Genomic DNA, 15,921 nt, shown 5'->3' on the forward strand with positions numbered 1-15,921 from the left:
GGACCGAAAGATGTAACCAGCAACCAGGAAACGCGTGGACACGAGCGAGAGCAGCACCGCACCCGAGGCCGGACCGGCCGACCCACGTCACCGGGACGAGCCCCGACGCGGCTGGCGCCGCTGGGCGATGGACACCCGGCCGCTGCGCAGGCCGGCCTACCGGCGGCTGTGGTCCTCGACCATCGTCACGGCCGTGGGCAGCCAGCTCACCGCCGTCGCCGTGCCCAAGCAGATCTACGACATCACCGGCTCCTCCGCCTGGGTCGGCTACGCGAGTCTCGCCGGACTGGTGCCCATGGTGCTCTTCGCGCTGTGGGGCGGAGCCGTCGCCGACACCGTCGACCGCCGCAAGCTGCTGCTGGTCACCAACACCGGGATCGCCGTCACCTCGGTGCTGTTCTGGCTCCAGGCGGTCTCGGGACTGGACTCGGTGGCCGTGCTGATGGTGCTCCTCGCCACCCAGCAGGCCTTCTTCGGACTCAACTCACCGGCCCGCAACGCCTCCATCGCCCGCCTGGTGCCCGCCGACGAGCTCGCCGCCGCCAACGCCCTCGGCTCGACCGTCATGCAGACCGGTCTGGTCGCCGGCCCGCTGGTCGCGGGCGCGCTGATCCCCGTCGTCGGCCTGCCCGAGCTGTACCTCCTCGACGCCGTCGCGCTGTCGGTGACGCTCTGGGCCGTCTTCCGCCTCCCCCCGCTGCCGCCGCTGGCGACCACGAAGGTCCGGCGCGCCGGGCTGCGCGAGATCGCCGAGGGCTTCCGCTACATCTCCGGGCGCAAGGTCCTGCTGCTGTCCTTCCTCGCCGATGTCATCGCCATGGTCCTCGGCATGCCCCGGGCCCTGTTCCCGCAGCTCGCCGCCGAGACGTACGCCCCCTACGGCGAAGGCCTCGCCCTGGGTCTGCTGTTCGCCGCGATCCCCATCGGCGCCGTCCTCGGCGGGCTGTTCTCCGGCACCTTCTCCCGGGCCCGCCGGCACGGGTGGATGGTGATCGGCGCGGTCGTCGTCTGGGGCGCCGCGATCGCCGGGTCCGGACTGAGCGGGAGTCTGTGGCTCGCCGTCGTCTTCCTGGCCTGCGCGGGCGTGGCCGACATGGTCTCCATGGTCTTCCGCGGGGCGATCCTGCTCTCCGCCGCCACCGACGAGATGCGGGGCCGTATGCAGGGCGTCTTCACGGTCGTCGTCGCGGGCGGGCCCCGGCTGGCCGACGCCCTGCACGGCACGGCGGGCGCCGCCTTCGGCCCCCGTGCGGCGGTCGTCGGCGGCGGCCTGCTGGTCGTCGTCGCCATGCTGACCCTCGCGGCCGCCGTGCCCGCGCTGCGCCGGTACCGGATCTGAGGCGCGGCGCCCGGCGGAGCATCCGCCGCCGCTACAGCACCCGCCGGTGCGTGCCGTACTGCTCCATCAGCTTGCCGCGGGTCGTCTCCAGCCGGTGCGCGAGGATCTCGGCCACGATCCGCACCAGCGTCAGCCCGAGCGCCGGATCCTCCTCGCACAGTTTGAGCACCGTCCGGGCCTCGAACTCGTAGGCGCGTACGGGACTGAAGGCCTCGGCGCCGAAGTCCCAGCGGTAGGGCGGGAAGAGCCAGGACCAGCCGAGGAGGTCCCCGGCGCCGAGACTGGCCACGGTGACCCGGCGCAGCGACGTCACCTGCTGGACGAGCGAGACGGCTCCCGAGCGGATGACCCAGAAGCGGTCGGCGGTGCCGCCCGCCTCGAAGATCCGGGTGTCCTCCGGGAAGGACACCTCACGGGCCAGCGTCATCAGACGCTGACGCTGGGGCGGCGGAAGGGCGGTCAGCAGCTTGGTCGCTTTGGTCATGGCCCGGGGCTCCTCGCCGAGAATCGGTGGGGGTGCTTCCCTCTCCATTTCAGCCGCTGGCGACGCGCCGGGCACCTCGGAGGACCGTCTTTTCCGCTCGAGGGCAGAAAAAAGCCCTGGCTGGACGGGGGAGGCCAGCCAGGGCAGTCACGGGTGGCGCACGGAGGGGGGAGTGACCTCGCCCCCGCTCACCACGTATGGATGAACCGTAAACCATTCACGGAGATTCTGTGTACCCATAACCCGGTCACGTGACCGGTTTCACTTTTCCCCACGTCTTCGACGCGCTTCGCTCATCTGTTGATCACCCTGCCGTGGCTCGCGCCGGATCGCCCGGAGCGGAAACCCGACCGGGCGTCAGGATCTCGTCCAGGACCCGGATTACGGCCTCGTAGGCGATGCCCCGCACCCGGGCCTCCGGTACGGCGCCCGGGTCGTCGTCCACCCCCGTACCGGAGGGGGTCACCCTGCCCGGGGAGGAATCCGTGCCCCGGGCCCGCAGGGCGAGCAGTTCCTCGTGCGCGCAGTCCCTCGCGCGGCGGATGCGCCGCAGCAGTTCGTCCGAGTCCACCACATCGGTCATGCGCCCCGCCTACCCCGATCGGAGCGGACGATTGCTCCCCGGTCGGGAGGTTTGGGCCGTGCGGCCGTGGCCAGCCGAAAGGCAGACGACCGCATCGTCCGGGCGACAGGGCGCGGGATGCGGCAGGAGCGCCGGGACCACCGCGGCGGCGCGCTCCGCCCCGGGACGGACGATCCGACCCGGCCCCCGTCGGCGGGGGCCGCTCCGATCATCGACCGGCCGAGCACACCAGGGGAGCGAAGGGATGCGTACGAACGACTCGACCGACCGTGTGGGCGCGCCGAACGAGAGGTCCGGCCGTGCGGGACACGGCCAGTGCCGTCCGGCCGACGTGCGCAGTGCCATACGCAGAGCGGTGACCGGACGGTGCGGTGCCACCGGGTGCCGCTACGACGAGGACGGCCTCTCCGACGCCCTGCTCGTCGCGTCGGAACTGACCAGCAACGCCATGCTGCACGGCGGCGGCATCACCGGGTTCGACGTCGACGTCGACGAGCGGACGGTGAGCGTCTCCGTCAGCGACCGCAGCGACCGGCTGCCGGTCACCGTCGAACCGGTCGACGGCGAGGGCCGGCGGCGCGTCGGCGGCCGGGGCTGGCCGATCATCTGCCGGCTGGCCCGCGAGGTCAGGGTGTCCTGCCTGCCCTCCGGCGGGAAATGCGTCACCGCCGTCGTACCGGTCTTCTGACCCGCGGACCGGCCGGTCCGGGGCAGGGGCCGAAGCTGCTCGAAATACTTTTCGGCGGGCGGAGTTTGGGCCTGCGGGGCACGGGCAGACGGAGGTTCGTGCTTCGGACCGGAGGCGCGCCGACGGAAGCGGTTTGACCGCTCCGGGGCGCTGCCCGCGCCTCCGGACGGCAGGAGCTCTCCGTCGTCAAGTCAGTCCCTGAAATCACCGTTCAGGAGCGATACCGCATGCCCACAGACATGTCGACAAGCCGTCCCGCCGCATCCGCCCCCACGACCGCGCAGCTGCGGCGCTCCCACGACGACGCGCCCGACACCGCCGGCCGGTTCGCCCGGCTGGTCACCCTGGAGGAGGGGCCGGAGCGGGACGCCGTTCGCGACGAGCTCGTCACCGCCTGGCTGCCCATGGCCCACCGGATCGCCGGCCGCTTCCGCGACCGCGGTGAGGCGATCGAGGACCTCCGGCAGGTCGCGGCTCTCGGTCTCGTGAAGGCCGTCGACCGCTTCGACCCCGAGCGCGGGGCCTTCGAGAGTTACGCCGTGCCCACCATCACCGGAGAGATCAAGCGTCACTTCCGGGACCGCATGTGGGCGCTGCGGGTGCCCCGCCGGGTGCAGGAACTGCGCAACAAGGTGCGGATCGCGCGCCGTGAACTCACCCAGAACCCGGGGGTGGCCGAGCCCTCGGTCGCCGACATCGCCACCCACACCGGCCTCACCGAGGAGGAGGTGAGCGCGGGCCTGGAGGCGCTGGAGAGCTTCAGCACCCTCTCGCTCGACGCCGAGACCTCGGCCGGGGACGACGGGTACAGCCTCGCCGACACCCTCGGCGACTCGGACGCCTCCTTCGACACCGTGGTCGACCGGGAGTCCGCCAAGCAAGGCCTGCGCCGCCTGCCGGAACGCGAGCGCGCCATCCTCTACATGCGTTTTTTCGAGGACATGACACAGAGCAGGATCGCCGATCAGCTGGGCATCTCCCAGATGCACGTCTCCAGGCTCATCAGCCGCAGTTGCGAGCGGGTGCGCCAGGAGGCGCTGCGCTGAACGGCAGGACATCCACCCGATCCGAACGGAGGAGAAGCAGACCGATGCTGATGCCCCACCCCGCTGTTCTGCGCACACTCGTCGACGAGTACACGGCGCTCACCCAGGACGGTTCCGCCGAGAACCAGGCACAGGCCCGCGACCTGGCCTACACGTTGTGCGTGTCCACCGGCACCCGCGACGTACGACACGCCCTGGAGACGGCGCGGCAGTGGCTCGAGGCCGCGTCCGGCGCCGACGCCGCGGCGGGCCCGTCCACGGGCCACGAGCCGCACGCGTACGCCTGACAGGCCCGTCGGCAGAAGACGAGCCACGACACAGGCCCGACCCGGCGGGGTGGGTGCACCGGTCTCCGGCGCGCCCACCCCGCCGTCGTGCGCCGGGCTCCGCCACCGCACCCCGCCGCCGCGCGCCGGGTCGAGCTGCCGCGCGCCGGGCCGGGCCTGGACGTGGCCGGGTCCGCGGAGTGTGGCGGGCGCGAGCCGGGGCATCCGGACTCGGCAGGAACCGGGGATTCTCAGGAGGGGACGCATGGACACGAGTGCTCTGACACGCAACGGCAGAGTCCGGGCGGAGCGGGCGGCACGGGGGTCGGTGACGAAGGGCGCGGCCAAGGCCGGCTTCGCGGCACGCGGCGTGATCTATCTGCTCGTGGGTCTGCTGGCCCTCCAGATCGCCTTCGGCGACTCCGGGCACGAGGCCGACCGCCGGGGCGCGCTGGCCGAGATAGCGGAGAAGCCCTTCGGGTCCGTGCTGCTCTGGGCCCTGGGCGTCGGCCTGGTCGGCATGGCCCTGTGGCGGCTGTCCGAGGCGGTCTTCGGCGGCGTCGGCGAAGACGGGCGCAGCGCGAAGAAACGCCTGGCCGCACTGGGCCGGTGCGTCTTCTACGCCTTCGTCGCCTACTCCGTGCTCGCCTTCGCCGCGGGATCGGGCGACGGCGGCGGGTCCAGCGACGAGCAGTCGCGTGACGTCACCGCCCGGGTGCTCGAACTTTCCGGCGGCCGGTGGATCGTGGGCGCCGCCGGTGTGGGGATCGCCGTCGCGGGCCTGTGGATCGGCGCACGGGCCGTCATGCGCAAGTATCACAAGCACCTGCGGCTCGGTGAGATGTCCCCGCGCGTGCGGCGCCTGGTGGACGTGACCGGGGTCGGCGGCGGTGCGGCGCGCGGCCTGGTCTTCGCCGCGGCCGGAGTCTTCGCCGTGCGGGCCGCCGTCGAGTACGAGCCCGACCAGGCCAAGGGGTTCGACGACACCCTGCGCTCGTTCGCGGGCACTCCCGCCGGGCCGGGCCTGCTGGTGGCCGTCGCCGCCGGGCTCGTCCTCTTCGGACTGTTCTCGTTCGCCATGGCCCGCTGGCGCAAGGTCTGACGACCGGCTGCCGGGGAACACGGACGACATGAACGAACCAGAGTTTTCGAACGACGGACGGCCCGTGGACATGTACCTCGACCTTCTGCGCGTCCGGATGGACAGCGAGGACTACCGGCTTCTGCTGAAGGTCGTCGCGCCCGCTCTGCGCGCTCTCGACGAACAGCGGCCCGAAGGGGTCGACTTCGCCCTCGACCCCGAGGACACCGAGCACCTGCCCCAGCAGATCCGGGACGAGGCCGCCCTGGTCATCGCCACCGCGGTCACCGGGCGGCTGGACAACCAGCTGGTGGAGATACAGGTCGACGGCACCGGGCCGGTCCGGGTGGTCACCGACGCGGCCACCGCTTCCGACCCCGACCGGCTCGCCGAGATCGCCGGCTGCATCCAGCAGCGCCAGCAGGACACCGAGGAACTGCGCGGCATCGCGGCGGCGAGCGGCATGCCCACGGACTTCTGATCCCGGCCCGCCCCGCGCCTCCGGCGCCCCGCCGCCCGCCCCGCTCCACCGGGACGGCGCCCCCGGGGCGCCGCGCCATGCCCCGGCACCAGCCTCCCGCACCCACCGCGACACGGCCCACTGTCGGCGCCGCGCGGTGCCGCGCATGTAGCTGCCCTCGACGCCCTGAGCCACCGCGGTGCCCCACGCCTGCCCCCGGGGTGCGGAGCCGATACCACCCGGGGCCCGCGCTCTTGCCGCGCTGACGCGCCGCCGCCCCCGCGCCTCAGGCGTGCCCCCGGCGCTCTGGGCCCACCGCACATCGGCGCCACCGGCGCCCCGCGCCGCTGGAGGCGGCGGCCTCACCGCCCGTGCGTGCCTGCGGACACGGGGCCATGTCCCCGGCGGCCCGCCGTATTCACGCGCCGGTGCCCCCGCGCTCCGGCGCTGCCGCTCCGGGGTGTGCCACCGGTGTCCAGCCGTCGTTTCCTCGCGCCGGTTCATTCGGCGGCCTGCTGCCACCACGCGCGGCGGGCTCGAGCGGACTGCGGTCGTCGCACGGTGGTGTCACGGAGCCCGCCGCCATCCCACCCGGGGGAGCCGCAGCCGACGTCCTGCGGCGCCCGCGTGGCGGTGCCAGCACGTCCGCTGTCGCGACGGGCCACGACGTCACTCCGGGCGTCCCGCCCACGCGCTCCGGGCGTGCCGCCGACCGCGCTCCGGGCGTGCCGTCGGCCGCGCTCCGGGCGTGCCGCCGACCGCACTCCGGGCGTCCCGCCCACCGCACCCCGGCGATCCCCACGCCCGCCCGCGTCCGCACCGCGTCGTCGTGGTGACACCGGCGCCCCGTCGCGGCTCGCGGCGGTCTGCTGTCACCGTGGCACGGCGGTCGGCCGGCACGGCGTGGCGGCTTTCCGCCGCCGCCGGCTCACCGGGGGCGTGCCACCGGGGTGGCGAGGGGGCGGGCCAGGCCGACCACTGCCTCGTCGAGGCGCTGGAGGTGGCGCAGCACCCGGTCGGTGACCCGGCCGTAGCTCGCGGAATCCGGCCCGCCGGACGACAGCAGCGCGGCGACGCTCGGCCCGGTCAGCACCTCGTCCGTGCTGCGCTCGTCCGCGACCCGCTCGGCGATCGCCGCGATGTTGGCCACGATCCGCCGCCCGGCCCGGCGCAGACGCGGGTCCGCGGTGATCGACCGCTGGGTCGGCAGCAGCTCCGCCGTCGCCGCAAGGGCGCGTGCGTGGTACGCGCAGGTCTCCAGCAGCGCGACGACGTACCGCGCCGTCTCCCGCCGCGTCCGCAACGGCGTCACCGGATGCGTCAGGGGCTGCGTGGCGGCCCGCAGATCGGCCAGTGCCTGGTCCAGATCACGGGCCAGGTCCAGCAGATCGGCCGGGGGCCCGCCGCTCAGCTGCTCCACCGCCGCCTCGGTGACGTCCGTCAGCCGGTCCAGGACGGTGGTCAGCAGCTCGTTCGTCCGCCGGTCGGTGCGCACCGGCAGCACCAGCGCCGCCGCCACGATGCCGCAGGCGGCCCCCAGCGCCGTCTCCTCCACCCGCAGCACCAGCACCGACATGCTGTAGGTGTGCAGCAGGGTGTACAGCACACCCAGCGCGGCCGTGACGAAGAACGACATCAGCGTGTACGACAGCGGCGCCGTGTAGAACATCGCGAACACGCACAGCAGCACCACCGCGAACGCCGTCCACGTGTGGTGCCCGACCAGTCCCGCGAGCGCGATGCCCGCGACCACGCCGAGCACGGTGCCCAGCAGCCGCCGGTAGCCCTTGACCAGGATCTCGCCGGTGGACGCGGTGTTGATGAACACGATCCAGCAGGTGAGCACCGCCCAGTACCAGCGGTGCGCGGACAGCAGCTCGCCGCCGACGATGGCCAGCGACGACCCGACGGCGACCTGGACGGCGGCCCGGGTCGTCGGCCGCCGCAGCCCCGTCTCCTGCGCGGGCGCCTCCTCGTCCGGTTCGCCCCCGCCCATCGCGGCGTCCTCCGCGTCCAGTTCCTCGCGGGAGCGCGCGGTCTCGGGGCTGTCGTCGGACTCGTCCTGCGGCCCGTCGAGCGCGATGCGCAGCCCCAGCACGGCGCGGGCGGCCTCACCCACGCCCCGGAAGACGTCGCGTACGGCGGGGGAGGCCCGCGGCAGGTTCTCCTCCTCCCGGTAGCCGAGCAGCCGGTTGCGCACGTGGGCCGTGGCCGTGCCCTCGGCGACGGGGAGCCTCACCAGCAGTCCCAGCGCCCGCAGGTCACGGCGCAGGACGTCGAGGGACTCGTCCCGCACGGGGAGGTGGCCGCCCTCGGGCAGCGGCGCCCCCGGCAGATGCAGGGTCAGCGTGTCGGCGCGCTCGGCGCTGCGGGCGGTCAGCACGAGCAGCCCGAGCCGCTCGGCGGCGATCTCGGCGTCGGCGATCCGGCGCTGCACCAGCCGTGCCGTCGCCTCGTCCCGGGTGCCCTCGTCGAGGCGGCCCTGGATCATCATGGCCGTCTCGTGCAGCCGGGCGGTGCCCTCGCGCACCTGGGCCACGATCTTCTCGACGTCGTCGGGGCCGGCGTCCAGCAGGTCGAGCTGGGCGTCGATCAGCTGGGCGAGCCGGGCCCGGAAGGCCTCGCGCAGCCGCTGGAGGATGCCCGCCGGCGTCTGCGGCACCAGCGCGAAACGCGCCACCGCGCTGCACCCGAAGGCGACCCCGAGCGACGCGTAGAACCCGGGCAGGGTCGATCCGGTGACCCCGACGAACAGGGACAGGAAGTAGACCTGGAAGCCGATCAGTCCCAGCGCCGTGCCCCGGTCGCCGAACCGTCTGCCGTAGACGGCGCAGAAGATCAGGGCGACGAAGAAGACGTCACCGGCCACCGCCCGGGAGCTGAGCAGGGCCGCCAGCGACATCGAGGCGAACGCCACCGGCAGGCCCACCGCCAGGGTGACGGCCTGCCGGTCGCGCTGCTTCTCGCGGATCGCGAACGTGGCGACCATCGCGGCGATGGCGCCCGCGACCAGGTGGGACACGTCCGCGCCCAGCAGGGAGAGCACGGCCAGCGTGAGAGAGATCGCGCCGACCGTGCGCAGCCCCGCCGCGAGCCGCAGCAGCCCCGGATCGGACGCGGCGACCCGGTCGCGCGACCGCGCGGCGGCCGACCGTGCCGCCGCCCGCACGCCGCCGTCCTTCCTCCCGCTGTCCGTGCTCAGGCGTTTCCTCCCGCTGTCCGTGCTCAGGCGCTCTGCGACCCGGTTCCCTCGATCTGGGCCCGGACCTGCTCGGGCGACAGATAGCTGTCCGTGTACTCGAAGTCCTTGAGCTTCGCCGCCCGGCGCGCCTGGAAGCCGGTGCGCACGAAGTCGTCGCCGGCGATCGCGTTGAGCGTCCAGTTCGTCAGCACCCGCGCCTTGGCCACCCCGGTGCGCAGCGCCGACCAGTGGTAGCCGCGGGCCACCGCCTGCGCGGGCAGCCCGCGCAGTTCGATGCCGAGCGGCTTGGAGACGGCGTCGGTGCCGCCGAGGTCGACGACCAGACCGAGGTCCTTGTGCACGTACGGACGCAGCTCGCGGCCCCGGAGCGTCGCGATGACGTTGTCGGCGACGACCTTGCCCTGCCGCATCGCGTGCTGCGCGGTAGGCGGGCAGATGGCGCCCTCCTCGCCCTTGGCCTCGTCGGGTACGGCGGCGGCGTCACCGAGGGCGAACACCCCGTCGTGGCCGGGCAGCTTCATCTCGGCGTTGACGGCGAGCCGCCCGCGGACCGTCTCCGCGCCGAGCGTCGCGATGAGCGGGCTCGCCACGACCCCCGCCGTCCAGATCAGCGTGCGGGTCGGGACCACCCGGCCGTCGGTGAAGGTGACCTCCTCAGGGCCCGCCTTGGCGATGGACACACCCAGCGAGATGTCGACACCGCGCTTGCGCAGCACCTCCTGGGCGCTGCGCCCGAGCTTGTCGCCGAGCTCGGGCATCAGCTTCGGCGCGATGTCGATCAGGTGCCACTTGATCAGGCTCGGGTCGAGGTTCGGGTAGCGCTTGACGGCGTTGTGGGTGAGGAGCTGGAGACAGGCGGCCGTCTCGGTGCCGGCGTAACCGCCGCCGACGACCACGAACTGGAGCCGCGAGGTGCGCTCGACGGGGTCGTTGCTGGCGTCGGCCAGGTCGAGCTGGCTGATGACGTGGTCGCGGATGTACGCGGCCTCGGCGAGCGTCTTCATCCCGAAGGCGTGCTCGGTGAGCCCGGGGATGTCGAAGGTGCGCGTCACGCTGCCGGGGGCCAGCACGATGTAGTCGTAGGGCTCGTTGACGATCTCGTCGGTGATGGTCCGGATGACGCAGACCTTCGACGTCAGGTCCACGCCGATGGCGCCGCCGGGAATGATCCGGGTGCGGTACTTCTTGCTGCGGCGCAGCGAGACCGCGATCGACTGGGGTGTCAGCACCCCCGAGGCGACCTGGGGGAGCAGCGGCAGATAGAGCTGGTAGGCGAACGGCGTCACCAAAGTGACGTCCGCCTCCGCGGCGGAGAGCTGGCGTTCCAGACGCTGGACGCACCCCACCCCCGCGAAGCCGGCGCCCACCACCAGGATCCTGGGTCGTGTCACGATGTCCATCCCTTTCTGCGGCTCCAGGCGGTCTGCCCCGACGTCATGCGCGTGCCCGCCCGCGGGCGCTTCGCACCTCATCGATCCCACCGCGCCCGGACGGGTTCCGCCAGCCGGGCGAGGCATGCAGACGAACGTTTCTCCTGAGGTCACCGTCGTACCCCGGGAACCACCTGTGTACGCCCGCCGGCTTCGGGTACGCCGACGTACATGACGATCGCGGAGGCCGGAGGGTAGTGGCTGTGGGGTGCGCGGACGGCTCCGGCGGAGGCCGGTGGGAGAGTCGTCGGACACAGGCCCGGCAGGTCGCCGAGGCGGTGGAGAGCCTGGTGGTCTGCTGGCTCACGGCGACGCAGGAGAGCAGACCTCGCCTGCCCGACCGGCACCTGAACGCCCTGCGGACGGTCCGGCTGCGCCCGGAGCTCAATCTCACCGCCCTCGCCGAGCAGCTGGACATCGGCCTGCCCACCGCGAGCCGCCTGTGCGACCGGCTGGAGGCCGCGGGGCTGCTGGAGCGCACCGTGCAGCCGCGCAACCGGCGCGAGGTGCAGCTCGTGGTGACCGCGTACGGACAGCGCCTCCTCGCCGATGTCACCGAACGCCGCGTACGGCGCCTGGCCGCCGTGCTGGACGCGATGACCCCCGCCCAGCGTGCCGCGCTGGCCCACGGGCTCCTCGGCTTCCACCAGGCGCACACCTCCGGCGACGGACACCGGGACCCGCGGGGCTGACCGGCGTCAGGACGCGCCGCGCAGGCGGCCGCCGACCCGCGGGGCGCCGCGGTCGTGTCCGTGGCCGGCGAGGCGGCTGTCGATGTGACACAGCAGCAGACAGACGTCGTCGTCCCGCTCGGAGTCGCTCAGCATCGGCTCCAGGATGCGTTCGGCCGAGCCGTCCAGATCGGTGTCCAGCTCCTCGGCGCCGAACGTGCCGAGCGCCTCCGCGAGCCGCTCGATACCCGGGTCTATGCCCTGGGCGCGCCGCTCGACCAGCCCGTCCGTGTAGAGCGCGAGCGTGGACCCCGGCTCGAGCGGCACCGTGTGGTCGGCGATCTCCTGGTGCAGCGGGATGCCGAGCATCGCGCCCGGCTTGGCGTCCAGGATCCGCACCCGCCCGTCCGGGCCGCGCAGCACCGGCGGCGGATGTCCGGCCGCCGCCCAGGTCAGCACCGGTTCGCCGGGGTGGAAGCGGGCGATGACGGCGGTCGCGTACAGGTCGGGCTGGAGGTGGTGCAGGAAGGTGTGCAGGCGGGTCAGCAGTTCTCCGGGACTGCCGCCGTCGACGGCGTACGCGCGCAGCGCGGTGCGCAGCTGGCTCATCATCACCGCGGCGTGCAGCCCGTGCCCCGTCACGTCGCCGATGACGGTGATCAGACTGCCGTCCGGCTGCCGGAACGCGTCGTACCAGTCGCCGCCGATGTTCAGCCCGTACGTCGCCGGCAGGTAGCGGGCGGCGAGCCCCAGGCCCCGGGTGGTCGGCAGCTCGGTCAGCAGGGCCCGCTGGAGCGTCTCGGCGATGTCCCGGTTGTGCTCGAAGCGGCGGGCGTTGTCCAGCGCCCCGCCCGCCCGCCGGGTGAGCTCCACGAGCATGACGGCGTCGTCCGGCTCCCAGCTGTCGCCCGGCGGGGTCATCGTCAGGACGCCCAGCGGGGCGCGCCGGGTGGGCAGCGGCACGCACAGCAGGGACCGGCCCGGATGGAGCGCCGACTGCGGCTGGTCGTCCACCCCGGGCAGGTTGCCGGGGTGCGCGGCCGCGTACTGCGGACGTCCGGTACGCGCCGCGATCACGGCGGCCGCCGGTCGCGGCACCGAGGGGACCCGGTCGTCCTCGGCGTCGAAGAGCCAGACGTCGGCGGTGCTGGCGTACTCGGGCACCAGCAGTTCGGGCAGGCGCCGCGCGATCTCCTCGTGGTTGAGGGAGGCCGTCAGGGCCGCGCTGGCGTCCGCGAGGAACGTGAGCCTGCGCCGGGCCTCCTCCGCCTCCTGGCGTGCCGCGTGCTCCGCCGCGAAGGCCTCGCGCTGGGCGCGTCCGGCGGCGTCCAGTTCGGCGTGCAGTGCGAGGACGCCCTGGTTGGTCTGGTGCAGCTCCTCGCGGTGGTAGGCGACCAGCCGCTCCTGCTCGGCCAGCCGCTCCAGCACCAGGGCGGTGTCCTCGTCGGCGCCGAGCAGCGCCTCGGGCAGGGCGGTGCTGTCCTGCGCGACGGTGTCGCAGCCGGGGTCCGCGGCCGGTTCGGGGCAGGGGGCGGTGACGTGCCAGGGCGGCTCGCCGTCGGCGGCGGAGGGCCAGACCTCCACCCGCACCGAGTCCGGGGCGGTCGTCAGGGCGAGCCGCCAGGCGCCGCCCTTGGTGAGGCACTGGCGCAGCCGCGCGCCGAGCGCGGCGGTCAGCCGGGTGCGTTCCAGCGGCGGCACGCCGTGGGCGGCGGCCGCCCGCGTCACCTCGATACGCGCGCGGGCCGCGTCCTCGACGGTGCTGATCGGCCAGGTGCGCTTCATCGGGGATCCGGCGGGGTCGGGGACAGGACGGCCACGGCGGTGTCGTCACGCACCGGGCGGGCGGAACTTCCGGCGTCCCGGACCGTCACGGCGGCGGTGACGGCGGGGTCGGCAAGGAACAGGCGGGGGTCCGTCGGGGGAGCCCAGCGGCTGGGCAGCCCGTCGCTGTGCAGGACGAGCAGGCGGTCCGCGGCCCAGGCGGCTTCCGTCTCGGGCAGGGTCGACGGCCGGTGCGCGCCGACCGTGCCGGGCCGGGACAGCAGATGACGCCAGGAGCCGCCCTCGCGCAGCCGGGCGCCGATGTTGCCGACGCCGGCGAACCTCAGCCGCCCGGCCCGCACGTCGAGCTGGGCGACCGCCACCGCGGCGCCCCGGGTGCCGCGCAGCGCCTCGTCGAGGCGGCGCAGCAGTGCGGCCGGCGGGAGGTGGGCGGCGCGGTGCGTCTCGCGCACGGCCGCGGTCGAGGCGCGGGCCGCCTCCGGACCGTGGCCCAGCCCGTCGGCGAGCATCAGGGTCAGCAGGTCGCCGTCACGGGCGCAGGTCCATGCGTCGCCCGAGTGCTCGGCGCCCCGGAAGGGGATGTTGACACCACCGACGCGCACGGAGAAGGCAGCGGGGGCTGGGGTGCCCGTGGGAGCCTCACCGGGCGTGGCGCCACCGCCCGGCGCGGCGGGCTGCCCGGGGCCGGTTCGCCCGGCGGCCCGCTCCCGGTGCCCGCGGGTCCGGGCCGCGCCGCCGATCCGGGCCAGCGCGACCGTGCCGCGGCCGGGGACGCTGTGCAGGTCGAAGTCGTCGGCGACCCGCCGGCAGGTGCCGAGGCCGGCGCCCAGTGAGCCGGCCGTGGAGAAGCCGTCGCCCAGGGCGGCGGGTACGTCGGACATGCCCGGCCCGTGGTCGACGGCGGCGATCTGCACGACGAGGTCGCCCCGTCGTCCGTCCGGCGGGCCGACGGCCTCCACGAGGAGCTGTCCGCCCCGCGCGTGCTTGAGCAGGTTCGTCGCCAGTTCGGTCGCCACCAGGGCGGCGTCGGCGGCCCGTGCCCCGTCCAGGCCGGCCAGCGCCGCCGCGCCCTCGGCTGCCGTCCGGGCGTCGCGCACCCGTGTCGAGTCGTGCACCGGTACGTCCCACACGCGGGTCATCGCAGCTCCTCGCGCGGGCGCGGCGCACGTCCGGCCCAGGAGGTCACCGTCACCGTGGTGCCGGTGCCGGGGGTGCTGTCGAGGTCGAAGTCGTGGACCAGCCGGCGGGCGCCGCCCAGGCCCATGCCCAGTCCGTCGCCCGAGGTGTAGCCGTCGCTCAGCGCCCGCTCCAGGTCGGGGATGCCCGGCCCGGAGTCGGTGAAGGTCAGCCGCAGCCCCGGCGTCCCCCGCCCGTCGGTCACGTGGTCCGCGGCCATCTCGCCGCCGCCCCCGTACACCAGGGTGTTGCGGGCGAGTTCGCTGGCCGCCGTGACCAGCTTGGTCTGCTCCACCAGGCCGAAGCCGAGCGCGGCCGCCGCCTGGCGCACGTGCTGCCGCACCCACACCAGGTCCAGGTCCGAGCCGATGGGCAGGCGGGCCTCGACGCCCGCGGCCGTCCCGCTCACCGACGCTCCCGTGGCGGGCCGGCCGCGGGCGCGGCGAGCAGTTCGAGGGCCGCCTCGGTGTTCAGCGCGGTGCGCAGCCCCGGCAGTGACAGACCCAGCTCCACCAGGGTGATCGCCACGGCGGGGCGCATACCGGCCACCACGGTCCGCGCGGCCAGCAGCCGTGCGCTCGCCGCGATCTCGGCCAGGACCCGCCCCAGGTAGGAGTCGACGATCTCCACCCCGGAGATGTCGATGACCACGCCGGTCACCCGGTTGCGCACGATCTGCTCGGCGATGTCCTGCTGGAGCCGGTGCGCCGTGCTGTCGTGCAGGTCGCCCTGGAGGGTGATCAGCAGGACGTCACCGAGCCGGAGCACCGGGACGTGGGCCTGGCCCGCGAGGGAGAGGTCGTGGTTCACCGAGGACCCGCACCGCCGCGTGTGGCGATCACGATGTCGGCGCCGAGGCGGTTCAGGGCGTACCCCAGGGCGTCGGCGAGGCTCGCCCGGGTGACCACCGTGCCCAGGTCGAGGCCGAGATGCACGATGGTCTGCGCGATGGCGGGCCGGATACCCGACACGACGCACTCGGCGCCCATCAGCCGCACCGCCTCCACCGTCTTCATCAGGTGCTGCGCCACCAGCGAGTCGACCATCGGCACACCGGTGATGTCGAGGATCGCGAAGCGCGCCTGCTGGTCGACGACCGACTCCAGCAGCGTCTCCATCACGACCTGGCTGCGGGCGCTGTCGAGGGTCCCGATCAGCGGTACGGCGACGATGCCGTCCCACAGCCGGATGACGGGCGTGGCGGCCTCCATCAGCTCCAGCTGCTGCCGGTCGATGAGGGCCTGTCCCTCGCTCAGCGAGGTCTCCAGGACCACCAGCCGCAGGGTGCCCATGAGCACGGTCAGCACGGCCGTGCACTCCCGCAGGTGCTCGGGCGGCGCCTGCGGCAGTTCGGCGAGCAGGAGGTCCACGGCGGGGGTGCGCAGCCCGTCGACCTCGGTGGAGATCTGGCCGGAGGTCAGCCCGAAGCGGGCGCGGGAGGCCACCATGCCGGCCAGCTGCTCGCGGACGGCGGCGAACCCGGCCGCGTCGGCGTCGGCCACCCGGCCGGTGTCGGCGACCTGGGCGAGCGCGTCGACGACGACCCGGCCGGCCTCCACCGCCTCGTCCCGCGAGACGGTGAAGACCGTGCGGAAGAGGGGCTCGTCGGCCCAGCGCTGGGCGATCTGCTCACGGCGGCGGTGCAGGAACCTTCCCACGTCGCTCGCGGGCGTGGTCGGTTCTGCGGCCGTTGCGTGGTCCGGCAACTGC

Annotated in this window: 16 protein-coding genes; 7 read left to right on the forward strand and 9 right to left on the reverse strand. The window is 74.2% G+C overall.

Annotation, left to right across the window (positions count from 1 at the left end; all coding sequences use genetic code 11):
- Positions 1 to 34 precede the first annotated feature (34 nt).
- Positions 35 to 1,339: an MFS transporter gene (locus Saso_RS09550; protein ID WP_189922257.1), complete on the forward strand. Its 1,305-nt coding sequence runs from the start codon at positions 35 to 37 to the stop codon at positions 1,337 to 1,339.
- 31 nt (positions 1,340 to 1,370) lie between these two features.
- On the opposite strand, the gene Saso_RS09555 is transcribed toward Saso_RS09550, so the two are convergent.
- Positions 1,371 to 1,823: a cyclic nucleotide-binding domain-containing protein gene (locus Saso_RS09555; RefSeq protein WP_189922256.1), complete on the reverse strand. Its 453-nt coding sequence runs from the start codon at positions 1,821 to 1,823 to the stop codon at positions 1,371 to 1,373.
- Between the two features lie 304 nt (positions 1,824 to 2,127).
- A complete protein-coding gene (locus tag Saso_RS09560; protein WP_189922254.1) occupies positions 2,128 to 2,406 on the reverse strand; it encodes a hypothetical protein in 279 nt (92 codons plus the stop codon).
- A 244-nt stretch (positions 2,407 to 2,650) separates the two neighbouring features.
- Here Saso_RS09560 and Saso_RS09565 point away from each other — a divergent pair, with 244 nt between their 5' ends.
- The 5 genes from Saso_RS09565 (at position 2,651) to Saso_RS09585 (ending at position 5,968) form a co-directional block, all read left to right on the forward strand.
- The gene (locus tag Saso_RS09565; RefSeq protein ID WP_189922252.1) at positions 2,651 to 3,094 is read left to right on the forward strand and encodes an ATP-binding protein; all 444 of its coding nucleotides are present in this window, start codon (positions 2,651 to 2,653) and stop codon (positions 3,092 to 3,094) included.
- Positions 3,095 to 3,321: 227 nt separating this feature from the next.
- On the forward strand, positions 3,322 to 4,140 hold the full coding sequence (locus Saso_RS09570; RefSeq protein ID WP_189922250.1) for a SigB/SigF/SigG family RNA polymerase sigma factor: 819 nt from the start codon (positions 3,322 to 3,324) through the stop codon (positions 4,138 to 4,140).
- 44 nt (positions 4,141 to 4,184) lie between these two features.
- Entirely contained in the window at positions 4,185 to 4,427 is a 243-nt protein-coding gene (locus Saso_RS09575) for a DUF5133 domain-containing protein (RefSeq protein ID WP_189922248.1), read from the forward strand.
- A 244-nt stretch (positions 4,428 to 4,671) separates the two neighbouring features.
- Positions 4,672 to 5,508: a DUF1206 domain-containing protein gene (locus Saso_RS09580; protein WP_189922246.1), complete on the forward strand. Its 837-nt coding sequence runs from the start codon at positions 4,672 to 4,674 to the stop codon at positions 5,506 to 5,508.
- A 28-nt stretch (positions 5,509 to 5,536) separates the two neighbouring features.
- Positions 5,537 to 5,968 carry a hypothetical protein gene (locus Saso_RS09585; RefSeq protein WP_189922244.1) on the forward strand — a complete coding sequence of 144 codons (432 nt, stop codon included), beginning with the start codon at positions 5,537 to 5,539 and terminating at the stop codon, positions 5,966 to 5,968.
- 907 nt (positions 5,969 to 6,875) lie between these two features.
- Here Saso_RS09585 and Saso_RS09590 read toward each other — a convergent pair.
- Complete coding sequence (locus Saso_RS09590; protein ID WP_189922242.1) at positions 6,876 to 9,116, reverse strand: FUSC family protein; 2,241 nt, start codon at positions 9,114 to 9,116, stop codon at positions 6,876 to 6,878.
- Positions 9,117 to 9,172: 56 nt separating this feature from the next.
- Complete coding sequence (locus Saso_RS09595) at positions 9,173 to 10,549, reverse strand: NAD(P)/FAD-dependent oxidoreductase (RefSeq protein ID WP_189922240.1); 1,377 nt, start codon at positions 10,547 to 10,549, stop codon at positions 9,173 to 9,175.
- A gap of 227 nt (positions 10,550 to 10,776) precedes the next feature.
- Between Saso_RS09595 and Saso_RS09600 the strand changes: the two genes are divergently transcribed.
- On the forward strand, positions 10,777 to 11,271 hold the full coding sequence (locus Saso_RS09600) for a MarR family winged helix-turn-helix transcriptional regulator (protein WP_307822212.1): 495 nt from the start codon (positions 10,777 to 10,779) through the stop codon (positions 11,269 to 11,271).
- Between the two features lie 6 nt (positions 11,272 to 11,277).
- Here the strand turns inward: Saso_RS09600 and Saso_RS09605 are convergent, their stop codons facing one another.
- Genes Saso_RS09605 through Saso_RS09625 form a run of 5 tightly spaced genes read right to left on the reverse strand, consistent with a single transcriptional unit; the run spans position 11,278 to position 15,917 of the window.
- Positions 11,278 to 13,035, reverse strand: a complete 1,758-nt coding sequence (locus Saso_RS09605) for a PP2C family protein-serine/threonine phosphatase (RefSeq protein WP_189922238.1) — start codon at positions 13,033 to 13,035, stop codon at positions 11,278 to 11,280.
- Positions 13,032 to 14,174, reverse strand: coding sequence for a SpoIIE family protein phosphatase (locus Saso_RS09610; protein WP_189922236.1), 1,143 nt, complete (start codon positions 14,172 to 14,174; stop codon positions 13,032 to 13,034). The genes Saso_RS09605 and Saso_RS09610 overlap by 4 nt, the downstream gene beginning before the upstream one ends.
- Positions 14,171 to 14,620 carry an anti-sigma regulatory factor gene (locus Saso_RS09615; protein ID WP_189922234.1) on the reverse strand — a complete coding sequence of 150 codons (450 nt, stop codon included), beginning with the start codon at positions 14,618 to 14,620 and terminating at the stop codon, positions 14,171 to 14,173. Before Saso_RS09615 ends, Saso_RS09610 begins: the two co-directional genes overlap by 4 nt.
- A complete protein-coding gene (locus Saso_RS09620; RefSeq protein WP_189922232.1) occupies positions 14,617 to 15,021 on the reverse strand; it encodes an STAS domain-containing protein in 405 nt (134 codons plus the stop codon). The genes Saso_RS09615 and Saso_RS09620 overlap by 4 nt, the downstream gene beginning before the upstream one ends.
- Positions 15,018 to 15,917: an STAS domain-containing protein gene (locus Saso_RS09625; protein WP_189922230.1), complete on the reverse strand. Its 900-nt coding sequence runs from the start codon at positions 15,915 to 15,917 to the stop codon at positions 15,018 to 15,020. The genes Saso_RS09620 and Saso_RS09625 overlap by 4 nt, the downstream gene beginning before the upstream one ends.
- Positions 15,918 to 15,921 lie beyond the last annotated feature (4 nt).

Source organism: Streptomyces asoensis (assembly GCF_016860545.1).
GTDB lineage: Bacteria > Actinomycetota > Actinomycetes > Streptomycetales > Streptomycetaceae > Streptomyces > Streptomyces asoensis.